Here is a 20695-nt window from a genome sequence, read left to right as displayed (position 1 = left end):
TTGGACCAAGAAGGCTAAAAAATGAAAAAAATCGGGCTATCAATTTTGCTGCTGAGTGTCGTTGGATGCGCCATGCCACCTTCACGTCAGGAAACCTATGATTTGATCAAAAGTGAAATGAATAAAGCAGCTGCCAGTAAAGTCAAAGCAGCCGAACCAGAGGTCGTGTCGGCGTCTTTGCTGCCGTCTTTGCAGTCTGAGTTGCCACCTGTTCGTAAGCCTTTGGAAGAAAGATTTAATCTGAGTTTTAGCAATGCGCCAGCGGCACAATTTTTTATGGGGATCGTGGCTGGTACGCCGTATAACATGCTAGTACATCCGGATGTCTCCGGGAATATCTCAGCCAATCTCAAGGATGTGACTTTATTTGAAGCCCTCGATGCGATCCGCGAATTATATGGTTACGAATATAAAATAGAGGGAAGTCGAATTTATGTAAAACCTTTGACTTTGCAGACCAGAGTTTTCCAGATTAATTATCTGTCTTCTGTGCGCAAAGGCAGCTCGGATATTCGCGTGACTTCAGGTTCCGTTGCCGATGCCATCATGAGTAATTCCAATGGTAATAATCAGACAGGGCAGCAGAATAACTCAGGCAACGCCCCCACCGCGAATAGCACACAGTCGGTGAGTTCCAGCAAAATTAATACAAGTTCGAATAATGATTTTTGGGCAGAGTTAAAAGCCTCTTTAGATATTTTGGCAGGCAGCGGTCAAGATGGACGCCAGGTGGTGATTAATCCGCAGTCTGGCGTGGTGGTGGTGAGGGCGATGTCGGATGAAATACGAAACATCTCAGCCTATCTGAAAGCGACTCAGTTGTCGGTTGATCGTCAGGTGATCCTCGAAGCTAAAATCTTGGAAGTTGAATTAAACGATCAGTATCAAACTGGGATTAATTGGGCCTCGTTTGCCTCGCTCAAATCTTCGCCTAATAGCGCGGCTTCATTGGGTTTTGTAACGCCAGGAACGACATTGAGTACCACTCGTCTAACGACCGATGGCACCGGGATTAACGCCGTAACAGGACTGAATCTCGGTGCAGCGTCGCGTGCGGCGGGATCTTTGTTTGGGTTAGCCTTCCAAACGGCTAACTTCTCTGCTCTATTATCGTTTCTGGAATCGCAAGGTAGCGTCCATGTTTTATCTAGTCCGCGCATTGCGACTTTGAACAATCAAAAAGCGGTTTTGAAAGTCGGCAAGGACGAGTTCTTCGTGACTAGTCTCAAGACCACACCTGGCGTGGTGAGTTCGGCTGGCAATACAGCACCCACTGTGAGCGTAGAAGTGCAACCATTTTTTTCTGGTGTGGCATTGGATGTGACACCGCAGATTGATGATAGTGGCAATATTATTTTGCATGTTCATCCATCGGTGAGTAAGGTCAGTACCATAGAAAAAACGGTGAATGCCGGTAGCGCTGGCTCCGTCGTGTTGCCGTTGGCTTCTAGTGTGGTTTCTGAAACCGATAGCATAGTGCGTGGCCAGAATGGCCGTATCGTTGCGATTGGTGGTTTGATGCGTCAATCAAATTCTGATGATCGTTCACAAGTTCCGGGAGCTGGCGAAGTTCCATTTCTTGGTGGTCTGTTTAGAAATACCAATCAAATTTCGCAAAAACGTGAGTTAGTCATTTTGATTCGTCCAACGATCGTCGAGGGCGACGCTGCCTGGGATCAGGATTTATTGGAAAGTCAAAAGCGCATAGAGGAAATGACCCCACGTAGCCGCTTAGAAAAGAAGAATCAGTGAGCGATGTGCAATTGCGATTCACGTTTGAGCTGGTCAACCGCACAGAGTTTGAATTATGGTGAAAATCAGCCGATACCAATCCCATTTTGGATTGCATGACTCGCCATTTGGTATTACACCTGACACGAGTTTTTTCTTTTCCTGTGGTAGTCACTTGGAAGCGCTAAATACATTATTAGTTGCCGCTGAGAGTGGCGAAGGCTTTATCAAAATTACGGGAGAAGTCGGGACTGGGAAGACGCTTTTATGTCGTCAGTTTTTGAAGATGTTGGACGATAGTTTTGTTACGGCCTATATTCCTAATCCTTTGCTCGATCCGCACACTTTATTGTTGGTATTGGCAGACGATCTCGGTATTCCACAAGAAAAAAATAGTGAACAACATGAGGTCTTGAAGGCGATTAATCAGCATTTATTGGAACTGGCTAAGTCAGATAAACGTGTTCTACTATGCATAGACGAAGCGCAAGCTTTACCGATAGAAACGCTGGAGGCAATTCGGCTGTTAAGTAATCTTGAAACTGAGAAAAGAAAACTATTGCAAATCGTGTTGTTTGGACAGCCGGAATTGGATCATCGTTTAGCACGCAATGATATTCGCCAATTGGCGCAGAGAATTAGTTTTCATTATCGCTTACGCAGCCTCAGCCTAGATGAAGCACGTTTTTACATACAACATCGCTTACGCGTAGCGGGTTATAGCGAGATCCGTTTGTTCTCATCGAATGCGATATTTGTCTTATGGCTAGCCAGTGCGGGCGTGCCCAGGATGTTAAATATTTTGGCAAATAAAGCCATGATGCTCGCCTTTGGCGAAGCGCGACACCAGATAGGTATCAAGCAAGTGATTGCGGCAATTCGTGATACTGAGGCCACACCATTGGTAAAAATAATGCGGCGAATGTTGACAATGTCGATCGTGCTGACCTTGCTTGGTACGAGCTTGATATTAGCGTTCCGTTGGCAGAGTGGAGTGTAGGCGCACGATGAGTGTAATCAATCAAATGCTGCAGGATCTTGAGAAGCGTGGTGAAACTGATGATGGTCACGCAAGCACTCGCTATATCCAAGCAGGCGTAAGCGCTTCAAGAACATCGCCCTATAAACTTATGTGGGTAATGATTATTGTCATTGCCGCCATCGCTAGCATTGCATTGTGGCGTTGGAAAAAAGCTAGCCCTGATGTTCAACTTACCTCGACTCCGGTTAGTCCTGTGACCGCGCCTATGCTGCAAGATCAGAATTTAAGTTTGCATGAACAGGGTTTGCGATTGCGTTTGAGTACCAAGGTCGATACCGAGGGAATAGAGCACAAATCTAAGGAAGGGAGCATCGCACAAACTGAACCTCCAAAACAGATTTCACCGTTGGCGCAGACCGCCGGAAAGCCAATCGCACCTATCGTTACGGCAAAAGATAGTCGCACGATTGCACCGGTATCAGATGTAGAACTTAGACAAAATCAAACGGCAGTGAATGATAAGTCAGTTGCCGTGCCAACGCTGATGATCAAAGAAGTGTCGCTGCAGCAGCGAGCGGAATCCGAATTTCGGCAAGCGACCATCTATCAGCAACAAGGACGTTTAAATGAAGCCATACTTGCATTAGAACGTTCCTTGCAATTAGATGGACTGCATGCACCGGCTCGTCAATTGTTAATTTCTTTGCTGCTAGAAAGTAAGCGTCATGAAGACGCGATCCGTGAGTTGAAATTAGGCTTGAATATTGAGCCTACCCATTTGAATTTTTCCATGATGTTGGCGAGATTACTGCTTGAACGAGCTAAGCTTAGTGAAGCGATCGAGATATTGCAGAAAAATTTAAGTCTGGCGCAAGACCGACCTGACTATCTCGCCTTCTTGGCTGCTTTGCAGCAAAAGACGGGTCACCACCAAGAGGCGATACAACTTTATCGGCAAGCGGTTAAAAAACAGCCACAAAATGGCGTGTGGTGGATGGGTTTAGCCATTTCATTACAGGCTGACGCCAAATTAAATGAAGCCATTGATGCTTTTCAACAGGCCAAATTGCAATCAGGCTTAAGTGCGGAATTACATGCATTTATTGATCAAAGAATTGCGCAATTGCAAAAATAGGATGTTGAATTGCGGCATTGCTGGAATGTTGTCAATTGCAGATTATTCTTGTTAATTTCTTTAGTGATTATTAAATAGTCGATGTAATTGCTCTGAATTTTCCCGAAAAGGGCGGAAAAGTGCGGAATTTTGCAAACTATTTGAATAGACCCGGCTGCAAGTCCGTAAAATAGCGCTTTATCTCATTTTCACCAAAGAAGAATAAGCATGTCTATACAATGGTTCCCTGGTCACATGAATGCGGCGCGCAAAAAAGCGGCCGAAACCATGGAAAACACAGATCTGGTCATTGAAGTTCTTGATGCCCGCATTCCACAAGCGAGTTGCAATCCTATGGTCGAACAGTTGCGAAACTTTCGACAACGTCCATGCCTGAAGATATTGAACAAAAGTGATTTGGCCGATCCGCATGCGACTAAAGCGTGGTTGGATTTCTATAATGCGCAAAAGGGCGTCAAAGCTGTTGCCATGAGCTGTAAAAAGCCAGCAGATGTTGCAAAAGTGCCTGGATTCGCTTTAGAGATGGCGCCACATCGCGGGGTTCCAACTAAGCCTTTACGTATGATGATCATGGGGATTCCTAACGTGGGCAAATCAACTTTAATGAATGCTTTGCTGAAGAAGCGGGTTGCCAACGTCGGTGATGAACCTGCCGTGACCAAAGTACAGCAGCGCTTATACCTCGGCAAAAATATGATTTTGACGGATACGCCAGGTATGTTGTGGCCAAAAATCCAGCATCCTACCGACGGTTTGATGTTGGCAGCGAGTCATGCAATTGGTGTCAATGCCTTGATTGAAGAGGAAGTTGCTACGTTTTTGGCCGAAATTTTACTAGAACGTTACCCACAATTCTTATCGACTCGCTATGGTTTTAGCACAGAAGGTATTGATGCCGTCAGCGTGATCGAGGCGGTGGCAAAAAAACGCGCATATCGTTTAAAAGGTGGAGACTGGGATTTTGAAAAAGCGGCTCATACTCTGCTGCTTGATTACCGAAGTGGGTCTTTGGGGCGGGTCAGTTTAGAGACGCCACAGAGCCGTGAACATTTATTAGCGACCTATGTTCCGCCCGTTTTGTTAGGGCAAGGTAAGAGTGTCGATACCGGTATGATGGAAGATGCATTGGATGACGAAGAATAGTTGTCTTACTTGACCATTGAAATATGGAAGAAAATCACGCCTTACGTTTTTTTGCCAAGAATGTTTTCAGCGTAGGAATTTCTTATCTGGGCTGGAAACTATTCGAAAAAATTGGTTCTGGCTACGGCCCTATAGGCTTGATGTTAACAAGCATGATATGGGTACGGCTGTTTCCGCGAGATATTCTCAATCTATTTTCATTTATCAAAAATCAAGCACAATATGCGGCAGTATTTCGCTGGCATGGTAAATACTATAGTTTTGATGGACGTCAGATTCGTTTCTATTTAGTTGAAAATATAGTTTGGATTCCATTTGCTGACATTGAGCGCATCGTGGAACCTAAAGTTGTGAAACATGAGCTCACGATGCTAGCTCAGCAGTATGGCAAAATTCCGGAACATTCTATGCAAGGAGTGACGGAGGAAGGTCTTATGCGTTTATTGAAAACGCGTACTGAGGGCGGTCATACCAACTATAAAATGATACGATTTAAGCGGTGGCTATTGACGAGTGCTTTGGAGAATGTGAAACGATTACCTAAATCTGCTATCAACAATGTTCGGTAAAAGTGCTAGGTAAAGTTGTGGTAACTAATAAAAAAGCTGCGAAGTCATTGCGCAGCTTTTTGTATTTTGGACCAAAGCGGATTGACTAACCATTAATCACTTTGTGAGTGTAGGACTCTAAATAATCCATCAAATTATCCGCGCCTCTTGCCGCTTCCTCTTCGTTGCCTTCAGCGATTCCTTTGGCTAGTAACATATGGCAACGTGCCGCTTCGTGCATGTCGCCTTCGTGCTGATAAGCGTACCAAAAACGACGACATTTAATGATCAGTGGTATCACTGCGGCAACAGCAGAGGGATTGCGACAGGCTTCGTGGACTACATGATCTAAAGCTTGATCTGCCGCCATAAACTCATCGAGTTTGCCATTATTGGCAGCCACAACCATTTTTTCACCGCAAGCAAAAATATCTTGGCGAAATTGTGGCGTTGCACGTCGCGCTGCGCTGCTAGCAATCAGTTTCTCGATGACTCTGCGGGTCTCAATCAAAGTGACATGTTCCGCTGCTTCGATGTCTTTGACGATCAAACCACGGCGGGGCAATTGCACGATTAAACCATTTGAAGACATACGCATCAAGGCTTCTCTTAATGGTGTTCGACCCAGACCCGTGATGTCTATGAGTTCTGATTCGACAATAGGCGCTCCGGGTTTGAGCTGTAGAGTGACGATCATACTTTCTATCGCATCGTAAGCGATGTCAGCTGCTCGCAGTTTGGTCGGTGTTGAGACTCTAGTGGATTGCATACAATGATTGTTGTGATAATTATCATTGGATTATAAGTTATTCAGGCCATTTTACTCAATTTTCTTTCGATTTTTGCCCCTTTTTTCATACAAAAAAGGCGGCCAAGTTGATTTTGGCTGCAGATTGGTGAAGGTTTTTAAGTAGTTTGCATGTGGTTTTGCTACCAATGTCGGAAATTCATGCAATTTAAGCGAGGTAGGGAGTTTTTTTACCTTGATATAGAATTCCAAGGTGAATTGGAACCGATTGGACGTAGGATCAGATAGTCAAATGGGCGTGGATTGTTGGTATTTGATAAGTATTTTTACAGAAATCCAGGCAGGGGATAAATGCAGATATCAGATTGGCGCTGACGCGTTCGCGTTCTGCACCGACTAAAGGTTGACTCGGGCGACGGACAAATTCATTCCCCACACCGACCATGGGTTCAACTAACTTTAAGTTTTGAACCATTTGGGCTACTTGCTCTACGAAGCGAAGTGCATTCGTTGTGCGGGTTTTCGAAACATTTGCTAAAACCGGAATACGATTGTTGGCCACATTGAGGGCAATACGAGTGACTTCCAATTTCTCATCGAAAGAGAGAGTACTTGCTTCACCTAAGGAACCGCCGGTGACCATGCCGTACGTGCACACCTGCATCGATTTAAAATGCAAAGTGTTTCTCCATTGCCGTTGGAGCGAGATTTTCGTATTCTTTGCATTTAGTTGTTACTGCAGGGAATATGCCGTGCGACTTAGGGAGATTTATGTCGCAACCTTTTTTGAAAATATGTATGAACAAAGTACAGAAGCTAGTGCAATACTAGTCAAATATATTTGATGTATTTTTACCTTGTTTTAGGAAGATATCTCAACTTTACGGCCTATTTCATCAATCTGTTACAAAAATTACTGAATATTATGGTTGAATATCGACAAAACAGTATATTCAATGCAATGAATTTAGGATAATATTTGTTAAAATTTAAATAATTAATTATTTAATCATAATGCCTGGCTAATTGATTTTATAATGCGTTTTTTCTCGTTACCTCATTCTTATGTCACAAAACTCTATGCGAACCAAACTTAGTTTGATCGACAATAATAGCAAACAACAACTTGCCGAAAGTATCGCGGATGTTTTTTTTACCGAAGCCCTTTTTGATGCGATGCCAGACTTAGTGTTCTTTGTGAAGGATTTGGCTGGTCGATATGTTGTCGTTAATCAAACTTTAGCATTGCGCTGTGGCTTTAAAAATAAGGATCAGTTAATTGGGCAAATCGCCGAAGCAGTATTTCCTGCTACTTTGGCTGCCAGTTACCAAGCACAAGATGACTTGGTTTTGCAGCAGGGGCATGAGGTCAAAGATCAATTAGAACTGCATCTATATCCAGATCGTGACCCAGGTTGGTGTTTAACTAATAAAATGGCTCTGCGGGATAAGAATCATCGCATCATTGGGCTGTGCGGCACGTCGCGCGACTTAGGAATGCCAGATCAGCGGCATCCTGTTTATCATAGGATAGCTGCAGCGGTACGTCATATCCATACCCACTTTGGCGAAAATGTGCCAATGATTGAGTTGGAGCAAATTACAAATTTGTCCGTGGCACAGATTGAGCGGTACTTTCAGAAGATATTTTCTCTTACTCCACGGCAGTTTATGATCAAAGTTAAGCTGGATGCTGCGACCGCTATGCTTGCCGATAAGCAGCGCAGCATCACGGAGATTGCGGCGACTTGTGGATATCAAGATCACAGCGCATTTTCACGTATGTTTAAAGCAACGGTTGGCATGACACCTAGTGAATACCGCGACGTCTTATTGACGCAGCCAGCGTTGTAGTCTTGTTGTTTTTTATCCCACCAGTATGCTGATGTTCTTCGGCATTAGAGTAGTCGCATACAATCTACAGGTTTTGCTTGAAAGTAATTATTGAAGCAGGGAATTTATTCCCTGTTTTCATGTCCAAGCACACGAGATGGTGTTTCGAGAAAGACGACGACTCGACATTCAACTCAGATTTTTTATTGAGAGCTGGCACGATGCACTATTTGATGCAATGTTATTGCAATCAAGAACATGCGTCGTCAGCCCATGCATAGCGCTGCTGGTGTGCCTTATGAAAATCTTGCTTCAAGCCGTTTTACCCAAATTTATATCAATACAGAGAGAAAAGCACGCGGTCAGGTCGTCTATTGTCGATAGCGATCCTAGACGTCGTTGCTTCATATTCAGGAGATACTATGCAAATTCGCTGGCGATCAAAGTCACTTTTCCTTTCCCTAATTGTTTTTAGCGCTTCTTGTTCAATGTCTCTTTGCGCGCAGGCGCAGACGGCAACAGCGAGGGTGGAAGGATTGCGTGAAAGTAGTCCCAATTGGCATGTCTTGACGGGAGCGAGATTGGTGCTGGCACCAGGGAAAGTTCTTGAAAATGGCACTTTGGTGATGCGAGATGGCGTGATCGTAGCGGTAGGAACAAATGTTCCCGTCCCTGCTGGAGCAAAGATTTGGAAAATGGACGGTCGCACGGTATATCCAGGTTTCATTGATATGGCGAGTCATCTTGCAATCCCTGCGGGACTCATGCCGGCACCAATGGTAACGGGTCCGGCAAACGCGGCACGCCCTATGGCTCCACGTATAGTTAACGGACGCGCATTGGCCAGTGAAAATCCTCGCATACGTCCTGAACAAGATGTTTCTGATCAATTGGAAATTCGTACCGACGAAGTTAAAGCGGTTCGTGAATTAGGTTTTACCAGCATTTTGGCTACACCAGCGGCGGGAATCTTTCGCGGGCAAAGTGCTTTATTGAATTTGAATGGCAGTGACAACGCAAAATCTTTGGTGTTGAACGCCCGCGTTGCTCAGCATTTAGCCAATGAATTGGAGTTTGGACGAGGTGTAGGGTATCCCAGTTCTTTAATGGGGGTAATTGCCCAAGTTCGTCAGACTTTTTACGATGCACAATGGTATCAGCGTGCAACGAATTCGAAATTCAAACAAGAGCGCCCACAATTGAACGCGTCTTTAGAAGCCCTAAAACCAGTATTGGCGGGACGCCAGTCCGTTATTTATGCGACAGATAATGAACAGGCCTACCAACGTATAGCGAAAATCCGCGATGAGTTTAAATTAAAGGTGATCTTACAAGGCAACGGTTTTGAGTATCGCCGTATCAACCATTTGAAAGCTGGTGGTATGCCCGTGATTGTTCCCTTGCTCTATCCGAATGCTCCTGAAGTTGATAATCCTGACATGGCTCTCGACACTTCTCTAGAGACATTGCAGCACTGGGAACAAGCACCCTCTAATTTAGCGATGTTAGAGAAAGCAGGGGTAGAATTTGCGATTACCCCGGCTGGTCTGAAGGAGGCGAAGAAGGACTTTTGGATGCGCATACGCCAAGCAGTACGACGTGGATTGAGTGTAGAACAAGCTTTGGCCGGACTCACCACTACCCCCGCAAAACTCTTGGGGGAGCAAAATCGGCTAGGTAGCTTGGCACCGGGACATCTAGCCAATATTGTCGTTGCTAGCGGTGATTTGTTTAGCGATGACAAGGCAAATATCGAAGTGAGTTTTGTCGATGGCAAGCCATTTGTTACTGAACACTTTGGACGTTTTGAATTGCGTGGTACCTGGAATGTCAGTGTTGGCGGCAAGAGTCAAACTTGGAACATCACCGGTACGACAGCTAAGCCGAGCTTGACAATCGATGGTGTGAATGTTGAGTTGACGCTGCGTGATAATCAATTATTGGCGCGTTATGGCGATATCGTGATCGTCGCAGAGGGACGTGCTGATACTTTAATCGGGACACAACAACAAGCGCAAGAGGCCGCGCTAGTTTGGACTGCGAGTCGAAGCAAAACAATCGCGCCAGACCTTGCGCCAACAAAGAGCGAAAAGGCAGTTGTCGCTTGGAGCCATCAATATCCAGCTGGTCCCTTTGCGAGTTCAAATCCAATGCGTCCAGCTTCAATTTTGATCAAGAATGCGACCATTTGGACCAGTGCAAAAGCCGGTAAGCTTGAGCAGGCGGATATGTTGGTGATCGATGGCAAAATCAGCGCGATTGGGAGCAACTTGAAAGCTCCCGCTGGTGCTGAAACAATTGACGCGACTGGCAAACACTTAAGCCCAGGCATGATTGACGCGCATTCCCATACGGCGATGATGCAGGGTATCAATGAAGGTACTAGCTCTATCACTGCTGAAGTTAGGGTTGGCGATGTGATCGATGCCAGTAGCATCAATATTTACCGTCAGTTGGCTGGTGGTGTGACGACCGCGAATATTTTGCACGGTTCTGCGAATACCATCGGTGGGCAAAATCAAGTTATTAAAATGCGTTGGGGCTCAGATGCTGAAGGATTGAAACTCGACGGTGCTTTTCCTGGGATTAAGTTTGCACTCGGTGAAAATGTGAAGCAGTCAAATTGGGGTAATGACTCGACCGGTCGTTATCCACAAACACGTATGGGCGTTGAGCAGATTTTGCGCAGCGGATTTTTGGCCGCTCGAGCTTACAAAGAAGAGCGCGAAGCTTGGCGTAAAGCACCAAGTACGATGGTGGAACCACGCCGCGATTTGCAGATGGACACGCTGGTCGAGCTTTTAGATCGCAAACGTATGATCCACATTCACTCTTATCGTCAAGATGAGATTTTGATGTTCACACGCGTTGCGAAAGAATTCAATTTGTTGGTTGGGACTTTTCAGCATGTGATGGAGGGCTACAAAGTGGCTGATGAAATTGCCGCACTTGGTGCTGGTGGCTCGACCTTTTCAGATTGGTGGGGATACAAAATGGAAGTCAGTGATTCCGTGCCGTTTAATGGCGCCTTGATGCATAAGGCGGGCGTCGTCACGAGTTTTAATTCCGATAGCGATGAGTTGGCGCGTCACTTGAATACAGAGGCGGCGAAGGCGGTGAAATACGGTGGTTTGTCTGAAACCGAAGCTTTGAAATTCGTGACCTTAAATCCAGCGAAACAATTGCAGATCGATGCCAGAACAGGTTCATTAGAGGTGGGGAAAGATGCCGATTTCGTGATCTGGAATACCAGTCCATTGTCAACTTTCAGTCGTGCTGAACAGACCTGGATCGAAGGACGGCGTTACTTTGATCTGGCAAGCGAGGCAGCTCTGCGTAAAGAGGCACAAGCGGAACGTCAGCGTATTAGCGCTAGTGTCATCGCGAATCGCGCACCAGCCACGATCGTTAGAGCAAAAGATGCTGTTAGTGAGAAAGTCAACGCGCCCAAAACCCCGGCAGAGATGTTAGAAGTGAATCGCGCCTATTTGGAACTTCAACATTGGATGCATATGCTTAGCAAACATAGGACAGGGTATTGGATGGGCGCAGAAGAACACGAATGTACAGGGGAAGAATAATGACGACATCTCCACAAATTATTTTTTCAACCACCACTTTGAATGCACGATTGATGATGACAGCAAATTCTTTAACTCGCAGCGTCAAGTTGATGTTGGGTGCCGGCATGGTAAGCGTTTTGAGTTTGAGTAGCATAGCATTCGCCACTGACAATGTTCCCGCTGCCGCGCAAAAAACACCTCTGCTCTTCAAGGGCGCGACTATCCACACTGTGAGTGGCGAGAATGTCGTTAACGGTAGTATGCTGGTCGATAAAGGACGCATTGTTGCTATTGGAAATCAGATCGATGTTCCGCCAAATACCAAAGTTGTTGATGTCGGTGGTAAGCATATTTATCCTGGCATGATTGCAGCAAATACCGTGATGGGTTTGGCGGAAGTGCAATCAGTGCGGGCGACGCTGGACTATGCTGAAGCTGGTGCAATCAATCCAAATGCGCGTGCTCTGGTCGCCGTCAATCCTGATAGTGAGCTGATCACGACCGCGCGTGCTAACGGCGTACTGGCGACCTTGTCAGTGCCTAACTCGCCAGCGGGCTTAATTAATGGGACTTCCGCTTTGATACAAATGGATGGTTGGACTTGGGAGGATATGGCGATCCAGGCTGAGGTGGGTTTGCACATTACCTTGCCGAACTTGCGCTTCAATCCTGAGTTGTTTCCAGCACCGTTTGATGCACGTTTGGAAGATATGCGTAAAGTGAGTGCCCAGCGCTTAAAGATGCTGGAAGAGGCGTTTGAGTCCGCTATCTCTTATCGCGATGCCCGCGCTCAGAACCAAGTTGGACAACTAGAGGCTACGAAAATTGATGTCCGTTGGGAAGCCATGTTACCTGCCTTAGCTGGCAAGCGCACAGTATTTTTCCACGCGCAAGATATCAACCAGATCCGATTTGCGTTGAATTTTGCGAAGCGATATAACTTGAAGGCGGTGATCGTCGGCGGTGCTGATGCGCCCTTATTAGCTGAGGTATTGAAGCAGCAACAAGTCGCAGTGATCGTCACGGGTATTCATAAATTACCGATGCGTCGCGGAGCAAATTACGATGACTACTACACAGTGGCCGCAAAGTTGGCACAAGCTGGTGTGCAGTTTTGCATAGCCCGTGCAGGTACTGATGATGATGCGCCGAACGAACGTAACTTACCGTATGAGGCCGCAGTCGCAGCGACTTTTGGCTTGCCGCCCAATGAAGCACTTAAGGCGATTACTTTGTATCCAGCGCAGATTCTTGGTGTGGCAGACAAACTCGGCTCTTTGGAGTTGGGCAAAATGGCGAATTTTTTTGTCTCGAATGGTGATCCACTTGAAACGACCAGCCAAATTGAACAAGTTTATATTCAAGGCAGAGCAGTCGATATTAGTACCAAACAATCGCGTCTGACTGAAAAATATCAACAGAAATATTTGCAGAAAACGCAACCTTAAGCACGTCAATTTTTTTGTTTGTATAGAAAAACTTGAGGTGTTCTTCGCACAACACCTCAAGATTGTCCGAATTTCTTCTTAGACGTAGCATCAATCTCTTACCTGTGAGAAACTGTTGTTAGAATTTTTCGAGATTAATCTGAGTCATTCTGTAACACTAATTTTGAAGAACGGTAACGATGACAAATCCACTTCATAATCTCACGCAGATTATTAATGACCGCAGCGCGCACCCTGTTTTCCAAGGATGTCTACAGTTAATTTCATTAGACGGTTGCTTCTCGCAAATTAATTCGGCAGGGTTGGCGCTGTTTGAAGCGGACAGTTTTCAAGAGCTTGATGGTGTTTCTTTAACCAGGTTTATTGATCCCGCATTTTTTGCGGATGTTGAGAACTTACTTCGTCGAGTTAGCGCGGGCGAACAAGTTTGCCTTGAGGTCAAGATACTTGGACTAAAAGGTGGGTCTCCATGGCTAGAGTTAAGACTCAGTCCGTTACGCCAACCAACGGGTGACATTGTTGCGATCTTCGGTATCGCCCACGATATCAGTTCGAGAAAAAATATTGAGCAATCTTTGTTCGACAGTGAATTGCGCTTTCGCTCTTTGATTGAGGTGATTCCTCAGCAAGTCTGGATAGCCAACGCCGATGGCAGCTTAAGTTTCGTGAATCAACACACCCTTGATTATTTTGGTGTTTCTGTTGAGAGTATTTACGGCGCGGGTTGGGAGACATTAGTACACCCAGACGATTTGATACGGGCACGTGAACGTTGGTATCAAGCGATCACCACTGGTACGCAGTACGAGGCGGAATGTCGTCTGCGAAGAGCTGATGGTGTTTATCGATGGCATGTGAGTTTAGCGATGCCTCTACGTGATCAGCAGGGTCATATTGTGCAGTGGATAGGTTCGAGCACAGATATTTCGGCTAGCAAAGACAATGAGACCGCTTTACGTCTCAGTGAAAAAAACTTGGTGGCAGCACAGGCTCGGGCAAAAATTGGTAGTTGGCAGCGAGATCTCATCAACAATGTTTCAGTCTGGTCCGACGAAATGTATCGAATTTTTGATTTCGATCCACAGTTACCACCGCCTTCAATAGACAAAATTATTGCGCGAGTTCATCCAGAGGATCAGGCAGAGTTCATCCGCATACATGCACAATATTTACAGGCCGAAGGCAGTCAACAATTGGATTTTCGCTACCCATTGGCGAACGGTGATTTTTTATGGATCGAGGCCAAGAGTGAACCATTTTTCGATGATGCCGGTAAAGCGGTGGCTTTGACTGGAACTGCGCAGGACATCACTGACCGCAAACGAACTGAACAGGCTTTGGCCAGTTCCACGCAATTGTTGACCGAGTGTCAGGCAATTGCCCAAATTGGTGGCTGGGAAATTGATTTACGTACGAATACCTTAAACTGGACCGATGAAACATACCGAATTCACGATACCACTCGTGAAGAATTTAATCCTTCGATTGACGCTGGAATTGGCTACTTTTTGCCAGAATCTAGAGTTCAGTTACAAGCTGCACTGGCACGAGCCACAGAGTTTGGTGAGGAATATGATTTGGAGCTGGAAAAATTGACCGTGAAGGGTAGAAAGATCACTGTCAGAACCACTTGTCACGTCACGATGCAAAATGGCAAGGCAATTCGCCTGACTGGTATTTTTCAAGATATTTCGGAGCAGAAAATAGCCCAGGTAGCTTTGAAAAATGCTTATGCCGAATTGGAGAGATCCAATAGTATGTTGGAGCATATTGCCCACTATGATGCGTTAACGCATTTGCCTAATCGAGTACTACTGGCTGATCGCATGCAACAAGCGATGCATTAATGTCAACGCCGTGGTAATTCTCTAGCCGTTGCCTTCTTAGATTTGGATGGGTTCAAAACCGTCAATGATATGTATGGGCATAGTATGGGCGATGAGCTCCTCATTACGGTGGCGGCACGCTTGCGTTCGGCCTTGCGAGAAGGTGATACCTTGGCGCGAATTGGTGGTGATGAATTTGTAGCCATCCTAAGTGATCTCGAAGACAGTAAAGACTGTGAACCTGTATTGGGACGTTTGTTGAGTGCGGCTGCCGAGCCAATTACCTTACATCATGTTGAGTTACAGGTCAGTGCCAGCATAGGCGTCACGATCTATCCGCAAGATGGCGTTGATGCAGAGCAGTTGTTGCGTCATGCTGATCAAGCCATGTATTTGTCTAAACAGGCAGGAAAAAATTGTTTCCATCTGTTCGATGTAGCACAAGACGCCGCGGTAAAAATACAGCGCGATGACCTCACGCGTATACAACATGCATTGATGCATCGTGAGTTTGTTTTGTATTACCAACCTAAAGTGAATATGCGCACTGGTGTCGTATTCGGTACTGAAGCATTAATTCGTTGGCAGCATCCGACCAAAGGTTTATTGGCGCCCGCTAATTTTTTGCCAGCAGTAGAAAATCATTTATTTAGTATCGAATTAGGGGAATGGGTAATTGGCACGGCGTTGGCGCAAATGATGCAATGGCGGGAGCAGGGACTGCAACTATCTATCAGTGTTAATGTCGGTGGTTTGCAATTGCAGCAAGCCGATTTTACGCAGCGTCTGCGGAAAATTTTAGAGGCATATCCTCCGTCACTGTATCCTATGCTAGAGCTAGAAATCTTAGAGAGCAGTGCACTTGACGATATTGAGAAAGTCTCGCAGGTCATACAGTGTTGCCAAGAATTAGGTATTCGCTTTGCCCTCGATGACTTTGGTACCGGCTATTCTTCACTGCGGTATTTAAAACGTCTCCCCGCAGAAATCTTAAAGATTGATCAAAGCTTCGTACGTGATATGTTAGAAGACGAAGGTGACTTGGCTATTATCAAAGGGGTGATAGGCTTGGCTGCGGCGTTTCATCGCAGTGTGATTGCGGAAGGTGTCGAAACAATAGAACACGGCGAGAAGTTACTGTCGATCGGATGTGATCATGCGCAAGGTTATGGCATCGCACGCCCGATGCCTGCGGCATTGATACCAGAGTGGATACAACAATGGCGTCCGGCTTTTAAAATTTCAGATTTTTGATTTGCATTGTCGTTGAAAAACAGGCAGTCGGACTTGCCGCACTGCCCGTTTTTTGTTGAGTGTAGTGAGTGAGAAAATATCGATGATCCGCTCTTAGACGAGTTGATTACTTGATCGCCCAATTAAAACTGATTAGTCGGGACTCACGTTTCTCTGGTGTGCCAGTTGTTTCTGGTTTGCTGTTGTGATTTGCCATCGTGAACCGGCAACCCTTTAGTGCCGACATGGATGCGCGATCAAGATTGCTGAATCCACTCGACTCTTCGATGGCAGCGTCGATGACATTCCCATTGGTGTCCGTTGTAAAACGCAATTTGACGACGCCTTTCTCTTCGCCGCGCAACATTTTACTGTCGTATTCAGGCATGTTGCAGGTGTTGTTATTCCACGGATTGATGGATTCAGTCGCGCTGGCCATGAAAGATGTTGTACTTAAGATGAAAGCAAATACAGCGCGAGTGTAGAATTTTGAGTTTGTCATAGCAGCTCCATTTAGGTTGAGAAATAGGACGGCTTCGCGGGAACTTGTGATTCAAAATGCGAAGCCGATGGAGACAATATACGGATTGATTTTCTAGTCGCGAAATTGCGATTTCATATGTGGATTATTTCTAAATCGTATAAGTCTGTCAGACTTTTTGCGATTGCATTTTATTGGTGCGGGAATGACTTTCTCGTCGATCAAATTCCCAACTCTGGTGCAATACTAGCTTATTTGTGCATTGGATAAATGAGGGACGAGCTCTTTTGGTGCGTGTGTATTTTTCGAGTTTTTTTCGACTTCTGTGGGTTTTTGGGAACAAACTCACCGAATCTGGCACTAGCCCGCGATCGATCTGTTTACAGTTCAAGCCAGAATCATGAAATAGCTGTCCATGACGTGAATTTACTAGCTAAAATGAAAAGACCTTGCGACCGACAGCGTGCCAGCGCGGCGGGTATAGAGGGCGAAAAGCAAATTTACCTCATAAGAAAAGTCAGATTGAGAATCAGATTTAGAATCAGATTTAGAATCAGATTGAAAATTAGATTGAAGATTGGATTGAGAAACAGAATTGCAAAAACAAACAAATCCTTGGCGCGTTTGGGTCGCCGAATTACTTATCATCACGCTGACTTTTGGGACCATCGCAATCAAATCCTATCGGGTGGTGACAGACCATAGTCGCATCTCTTTGCAGGGCGAATTAAGTCTAGACAGTGTTGCGCAAATTGAATTGGCAATGTCCACTCACAAATCCGCTTTCAATACCTTGCAGTTTGAGGACTCGCCAGGTTCAGGTGCCGCCGCCACCATTATTTTGGAAAAAATTGAGATATTGATTAATCGCCACCAGTTGCGAACGGAGGCCATCGGGCGCTGCGCTTCGGCTTGTGCTGCCGCTTTTTTATTAGGAACCACTCGAAGTTTATTACCGACTACCGATGGCACGCCCACGTTTTTGATGTTGCACACGATACGTAATCATAAAACTCGTGAAGTCAATTACGGAAAGACTGAAGCAATTAATAAAAAAATTTCGAGTAAAAGTTTGGGGAAGTTTCCGCTGAAATTGTTGAATCGCATGTTCGACGATAAACAAGGAACGGGGGATGGTGAGATCTATGTTTATCGTAGTCCGCAAAGGACACCACAGGGCCAGCATCATGTGTTTGTGTGTGATGGGAAACCGCATCGATTAATCAGTGAATGTGAAGCTGTACCAGGCTTGACTCCGCAGAGTTTGGGAATCAATGTGGCGCAATAAAAAACCGATGTGGATCGATTTGATCATCACATCGGTTTTCGTCTTAAGATGGTTCGGTGCTTATTTCTTCAAACATTTTTCCAAGAATTGATCTTGCTCCCACAACAGATGCAAAATGTTTTCACGTGCTGCGTAGCCATGACTTTCTTTTGGCAAGATCACCATGCGGGCTGGGGCGCCCAAGCCTTTTAATGCTTGGAAATAGCGCTCAGTTTGCAGCGTGAAGGTGCCTGGATTATTGTCCGCTTCACCGTGTACTAACAAGATCGGCGTTTTCATTTTGTCTGCGTTCATGAACGGCGACATTTTGGTATACACCTCAGGTGTTTCCCAATAATTGCGTTGTTCACTTTGGAAACCAAAAGGTGTCAAGGTACGGTTGTAAGCGCCGCTACGTGCGATACCGCAGGCAAATAATTTAGAGTAGGTCAATAAATTGGCCGTCATAAATGCACCGTAGGAATGACCACCAACCGCGACTTTTTTCCGGTCGATATAACCAAGCGCATCGACAGCATCAATGGCAGCTTCAGCATTGTCGACTAACTGTGGAACAAAATTATCATTCGGTTCTGTTTTACCTTCGCCAATGATAGGGAAGGCGGCATCATCCAAGACCGCATAACCACGGGTTGCCCAGTAGATGAAAGAACCATAGCTAGGCGCAGTGAACGCATTTGGGTTGTGCGTGCTTTGGCCCGCAGAGTCTTTATCTTTAAATTCTGCCGGATAAGCCCAGATCAAGAGCGGTAATTTCTCTTTCTTGGTTTTGTCGTAGCCTGCAGGCAAATATAAAGTGCCTGATAACTGCACGCCGTCTTTACGCTGGTATTTGATCACTTCTTTGGAGACGTTTTTCAAACCTTCATACGGGTTTTTAAATTGCGTAATCGGTGTTAACTTAGCATCTTTGATATTGCGGAAGTAGAAATTTGGGAAATCCGTTTTAGACTGTATTTGCACCAACACGTCGCCCTTGGTAAAGTCTTCAATGGATTGGATATTTTCAATCTTGTCGGTATACGTCGATTGGTAAACGCGAGTTTTTTCTAAGCTATCCACATTCATCGCATCAATAAATGGGAATTGACCTTTCTTGGTATGTCCGGCACCAATTAAGTAGGCTTTGTTATCTTCAATAGCCAATACGCGTCGGTCATACTGATTGCGCTTGGTTTCGAAGCGACCAGGATTGGCATACAAATCCTGAGCGTTCCGGTCGAATACCAAACGTGGTGTTTCTGCAGGATTGGATGGGTTGAAGAAATAGGTTTTTTCATTTCGCGTGTCATACCAGCTATCGCTAATGACCGCCAACTTATCGTTACCCCATACAATACCGCCGAAACGTTGCGCGGTTTTTACCAGCGATTTTGGCGCTTGATCAAAGGGCGCATCCCACTGAAATACTTCATCTCGGAAATCGACTTTTTTCGCAGGATCGCCGCCGTCTAATGCGACCACATAGGACAAACTGGCAGGCTTATCTGCACGCCAGTTCATGTTACGTTTACCTTCACGCACCGCGCTAAAACCTTTAGGAACAATCTCAGTTAAAGGCACTTCGTTGACCGTCTTAATCACTTTACCGGTCAGATCCATGACCACGGTTTTGCTCGGAAAACGACTGGCAGGAACGACGTAAGAGAAAGGCTTTTGTATGCTGGTGATCATGATGAGCTTACCGTCAGGAGAAAAGCTCTCTCCAGCAAACATCTCTGCCTTTTTCCACAAGCTGCTTGTGCCATTCACACTTACCTTATATAACTCGGAACTGGCGATATTTTCAAAATTGATTTCGTCGTTGCGGTTCTTCAGCAAATCTGGGTAAGTACGGTTTTGTGCCGCTTTTCCATCTGCATTCGAAATGATCGCCCCAGTCGGCAAGTCTTTGCTTGCGTCCAGCAGCGGTGCACGATTTTTTGGTAGGAATTTCACTAAGAGATTATCGCTGTCTTTAAACCAGATAAAAGGGCTATCCAGATTGGCATTCAAGTTCGCGCCGCTGATTTTTTTTGCTTGTGCGCTAGCGACGTCAATTACCCACAGTTCCACGCCCTTGTCGGTAGTGTGAGTGAAGGCGATTTTCTTTTCATTCGGCGACCAGCTGATATTGGCGATCAAAGGATCTTTTGGTAAGCCTTTAACTTGTTGTTCTTCAGTGCCGCTAACTTTACGGATTTTCAGGTTATTGATGTAGTTGACGGTGCTGGAGATATTCGTAATTGGGTTGATACGCAGACCACCTAAACGCAATTCAGTTTGATTTAATTCAGCTAAGGTCTTGAATGTGCTGCGGTAGGTCAGCAACATCATTTGTTTTTTTGAATCCATGCTGACCGCTGGCGCACGTACTACATCGGCCAATTCCAAAATTGATTGTGGTGGCTTTTGATAGGGCAGATTTTCTTGTGCAATTGCGCTTGTACTCATGCCTATGCTGGCAATGCTGCTGGCGATGACTAGTAGTTGTAAACGTAGTTTCATTCTTTTCCCTGTTGATGACTTGATTAGTAAGTAGTGAGCAAATGTGCTGAAATGAAAATATGGAAATTATTTGTCATATTTTTGCGAATTAGACCTCGGAGTGTAACAATAGTTCCAAGCTTAAGGTGGAGTTTTGTATCATCGGTTCGACAAGTGATGGGCTTTTTTATTGTGGCGGTTTGTAGGAAATGCTGATCCAATTTCTACGACTAGTTTCGGAACCAAAAATAAAAATAAGAGTCAAAAACT

At 45.4% G+C, this 20695-nt stretch carries 14 protein-coding genes and 2 pseudogenes; 12 read left to right on the top strand and 4 right to left on the bottom strand.

Annotated features, from left to right (window positions below):
• Window positions 1-21 precede the first annotated feature (21 nt).
• The 5 genes from mshL (at window position 22) to H8K52_RS09455 (ending at window position 5560) form a co-directional block, all read left to right on the top strand.
• A complete protein-coding gene (gene mshL / locus H8K52_RS09475) occupies window positions 22-1752 on the top strand; it encodes a pilus (MSHA type) biogenesis protein MshL (protein WP_186922654.1) in 1731 nt (576 codons plus the stop codon).
• Between the two features lie 55 nt (window positions 1753-1807).
• Window positions 1808-2731: an ExeA family protein gene (locus H8K52_RS09470; RefSeq protein WP_186922653.1), complete on the top strand. Its 924-nt coding sequence runs from the start codon at window positions 1808-1810 to the stop codon at window positions 2729-2731.
• Between the two features lie 7 nt (window positions 2732-2738).
• Window positions 2739-3848 (top strand): tetratricopeptide repeat protein, encoded by a 1110-nt coding sequence (locus H8K52_RS09465; RefSeq protein WP_186922652.1) that lies wholly within the window; start codon window positions 2739-2741, stop codon window positions 3846-3848.
• Window positions 3849-4055: 207 nt separating this feature from the next.
• Window positions 4056-4991, top strand: coding sequence for a ribosome biogenesis GTPase YlqF (gene ylqF / locus H8K52_RS09460; RefSeq protein WP_186922651.1), 936 nt, complete (start codon window positions 4056-4058; stop codon window positions 4989-4991).
• Between the two features lie 23 nt (window positions 4992-5014).
• Window positions 5015-5560 carry a BRO-N domain-containing protein gene (locus tag H8K52_RS09455; RefSeq protein ID WP_186922650.1) on the top strand — a complete coding sequence of 182 codons (546 nt, stop codon included), beginning with the start codon at window positions 5015-5017 and terminating at the stop codon, window positions 5558-5560.
• An 85-nt stretch (window positions 5561-5645) separates the two neighbouring features.
• On the opposite strand, the gene H8K52_RS09450 is transcribed toward H8K52_RS09455, so the two are convergent.
• Window positions 5646-6308: a GntR family transcriptional regulator gene (locus H8K52_RS09450; protein ID WP_186922649.1), complete on the bottom strand. Its 663-nt coding sequence runs from the start codon at window positions 6306-6308 to the stop codon at window positions 5646-5648.
• 466 nt (window positions 6309-6774) lie between these two features.
• Window positions 6775-6933, bottom strand: a pseudogene (locus H8K52_RS21965) (dihydrodipicolinate synthase family protein); the annotation flags it as partial.
• A 434-nt stretch (window positions 6934-7367) separates the two neighbouring features.
• On the opposite strand from H8K52_RS21965, the gene H8K52_RS09440 reads away from it, so the two are divergent.
• From H8K52_RS09440 to H8K52_RS21065, 6 genes and pseudogenes are all read left to right on the top strand, one after another.
• A complete protein-coding gene (locus H8K52_RS09440; protein WP_186922648.1) occupies window positions 7368-8141 on the top strand; it encodes an AraC family transcriptional regulator in 774 nt (257 codons plus the stop codon).
• A gap of 401 nt (window positions 8142-8542) precedes the next feature.
• Entirely contained in the window at window positions 8543-11701 is a 3159-nt protein-coding gene (locus H8K52_RS09435) for an amidohydrolase family protein (protein ID WP_222613744.1), read from the top strand.
• Window positions 11701-13131 carry an amidohydrolase family protein gene (locus H8K52_RS09430; protein ID WP_186922646.1) on the top strand — a complete coding sequence of 477 codons (1431 nt, stop codon included), beginning with the start codon at window positions 11701-11703 and terminating at the stop codon, window positions 13129-13131. Before H8K52_RS09435 ends, H8K52_RS09430 begins: the two co-directional genes overlap by 1 nt.
• A 179-nt stretch (window positions 13132-13310) precedes the next feature.
• Window positions 13311-14978 (top strand): GGDEF and EAL domain-containing protein, encoded by a 1668-nt coding sequence (locus H8K52_RS21280; RefSeq protein ID WP_246464407.1) that lies wholly within the window; start codon window positions 13311-13313, stop codon window positions 14976-14978.
• Window positions 14979-14990: 12 nt separating this feature from the next.
• Window positions 14991-15371 (top strand): annotated as a pseudogene (locus H8K52_RS21585) (diguanylate cyclase domain-containing protein); the annotation flags it as partial.
• Window positions 15345-16211, top strand: coding sequence for a putative bifunctional diguanylate cyclase/phosphodiesterase (locus H8K52_RS21065; RefSeq protein ID WP_281387949.1), 867 nt, complete (start codon window positions 15345-15347; stop codon window positions 16209-16211). The pseudogene H8K52_RS21585 and the gene H8K52_RS21065, both read left to right, overlap by 27 nt.
• Window positions 16212-16317: 106 nt before the next feature.
• Here the strand turns inward: H8K52_RS21065 and H8K52_RS09415 are convergent, their stop codons facing one another.
• Window positions 16318-16692 (bottom strand): energy transducer TonB, encoded by a 375-nt coding sequence (locus tag H8K52_RS09415; RefSeq protein WP_186922645.1) that lies wholly within the window; start codon window positions 16690-16692, stop codon window positions 16318-16320.
• A gap of 574 nt (window positions 16693-17266) precedes the next feature.
• Here H8K52_RS09415 and H8K52_RS09410 point away from each other — a divergent pair.
• A complete protein-coding gene (locus H8K52_RS09410; protein WP_186922644.1) occupies window positions 17267-17959 on the top strand; it encodes a hypothetical protein in 693 nt (230 codons plus the stop codon).
• 60 nt (window positions 17960-18019) lie between these two features.
• On the opposite strand, the gene H8K52_RS09405 is transcribed toward H8K52_RS09410, so the two are convergent.
• The gene (locus H8K52_RS09405) at window positions 18020-20446 is read right to left on the bottom strand and encodes an alpha/beta hydrolase family protein (protein ID WP_186922643.1); all 2427 of its coding nucleotides are present in this window, start codon (window positions 20444-20446) and stop codon (window positions 18020-18022) included.
• Window positions 20447-20695 lie beyond the last annotated feature (249 nt).

It is taken from the genome of Affinundibacterium seohonense (assembly GCF_014284305.1).
GTDB classification, from domain to species: domain Bacteria; phylum Pseudomonadota; class Gammaproteobacteria; order Burkholderiales; family Burkholderiaceae_D; genus Undibacterium; species Undibacterium seohonense.
This window is presented reverse-complemented; position numbering and strand designations above follow the sequence as displayed.

What these genes read in the sequence shown, in the direction of transcription:
- mshL (WP_186922654.1), top strand. Translation starts at nt 22, where the DNA reads ATGAAAAAAATCGGGCTATCAATTTTGCTGCTGAGTGTCGTTGGATGC.
- H8K52_RS09470 (WP_186922653.1), top strand. Translation starts at nt 1,808, where the DNA reads ATGGTGAAAATCAGCCGATACCAATCCCATTTTGGATTGCATGACTCG.
- H8K52_RS09465 (WP_186922652.1), top strand. Translation starts at nt 2,739, where the DNA reads ATGAGTGTAATCAATCAAATGCTGCAGGATCTTGAGAAGCGTGGTGAA.
- ylqF (WP_186922651.1), top strand. Translation starts at nt 4,056, where the DNA reads ATGTCTATACAATGGTTCCCTGGTCACATGAATGCGGCGCGCAAAAAA.
- H8K52_RS09455 (WP_186922650.1), top strand. Translation starts at nt 5,015, where the DNA reads ATGGAAGAAAATCACGCCTTACGTTTTTTTGCCAAGAATGTTTTCAGC.
- H8K52_RS09450 (WP_186922649.1), bottom strand. Translation starts at nt 6,308, where the DNA reads ATGCAATCCACTAGAGTCTCAACACCGACCAAACTGCGAGCAGCTGAC.
- H8K52_RS09440 (WP_186922648.1), top strand. Translation starts at nt 7,368, where the DNA reads ATGCGAACCAAACTTAGTTTGATCGACAATAATAGCAAACAACAACTT.
- H8K52_RS09435 (WP_222613744.1), top strand. Translation starts at nt 8,543, where the DNA reads ATGCAAATTCGCTGGCGATCAAAGTCACTTTTCCTTTCCCTAATTGTT.
- H8K52_RS09430 (WP_186922646.1), top strand. Translation starts at nt 11,701, where the DNA reads ATGACGACATCTCCACAAATTATTTTTTCAACCACCACTTTGAATGCA.
- H8K52_RS21280 (WP_246464407.1), top strand. Translation starts at nt 13,311, where the DNA reads ATGACAAATCCACTTCATAATCTCACGCAGATTATTAATGACCGCAGC.
- H8K52_RS21065 (WP_281387949.1), top strand. Translation starts at nt 15,345, where the DNA reads ATGTATTTGTCTAAACAGGCAGGAAAAAATTGTTTCCATCTGTTCGAT.
- H8K52_RS09415 (WP_186922645.1), bottom strand. Translation starts at nt 16,692, where the DNA reads ATGACAAACTCAAAATTCTACACTCGCGCTGTATTTGCTTTCATCTTA.
- H8K52_RS09405 (WP_186922643.1), bottom strand. Translation starts at nt 20,446, where the DNA reads ATGAAACTACGTTTACAACTACTAGTCATCGCCAGCAGCATTGCCAGC.